This is a genomic window from Clostridium pacaense (genome assembly GCF_020709765.2).
In the GTDB taxonomy this organism is placed as follows: domain Bacteria; phylum Bacillota; class Clostridia; order Lachnospirales; family Lachnospiraceae; genus Enterocloster; species Enterocloster hominis.
The window spans coordinates 1-282 of sequence record NZ_JAJFEB020000109.1 but is presented as its reverse complement, the minus strand read 5'-3'; the positions used below and the strand labels follow the sequence as shown (position 1 = coordinate 282).

At 53.5% G+C, this 282-nt stretch carries 1 protein-coding gene; it reads left to right on the top strand.

What is annotated here, in order from left to right:
- The first annotated feature begins 78 nt into the window (after positions 1-78).
- On the top strand, positions 79-279 hold the full coding sequence (locus LK536_RS58695) for a hypothetical protein (RefSeq protein ID WP_506092321.1): 201 nt from the start codon (positions 79-81) through the stop codon (positions 277-279).
- Positions 280-282 lie beyond the last annotated feature (3 nt).

Genomic DNA, 282 nt, shown 5'->3' with positions numbered 1-282 from the left:
AAGTTACAGTAGTTCCGGATAGTCTCGTCCACATCCTCCATAAGGAACTACTGTAACTCAAAGGCAGTTCCGGTGGGATTGGCCAGCACATCATACCGGATGGCTATGGACCTGGATCGGTATGAGCGCCCTGGGGATGTGGATGCTCCGGTGCAGGTGTCATCCATAGCAGAAGTGGACACATCCACAAGCTTCACCAGCGCGGCGGATGCCTTGTCAGGCAGTATCCTGAAGGATTATCAGGTACGGCTGAACCGGTATAGTAAGCTGGGGTGGTAGGAT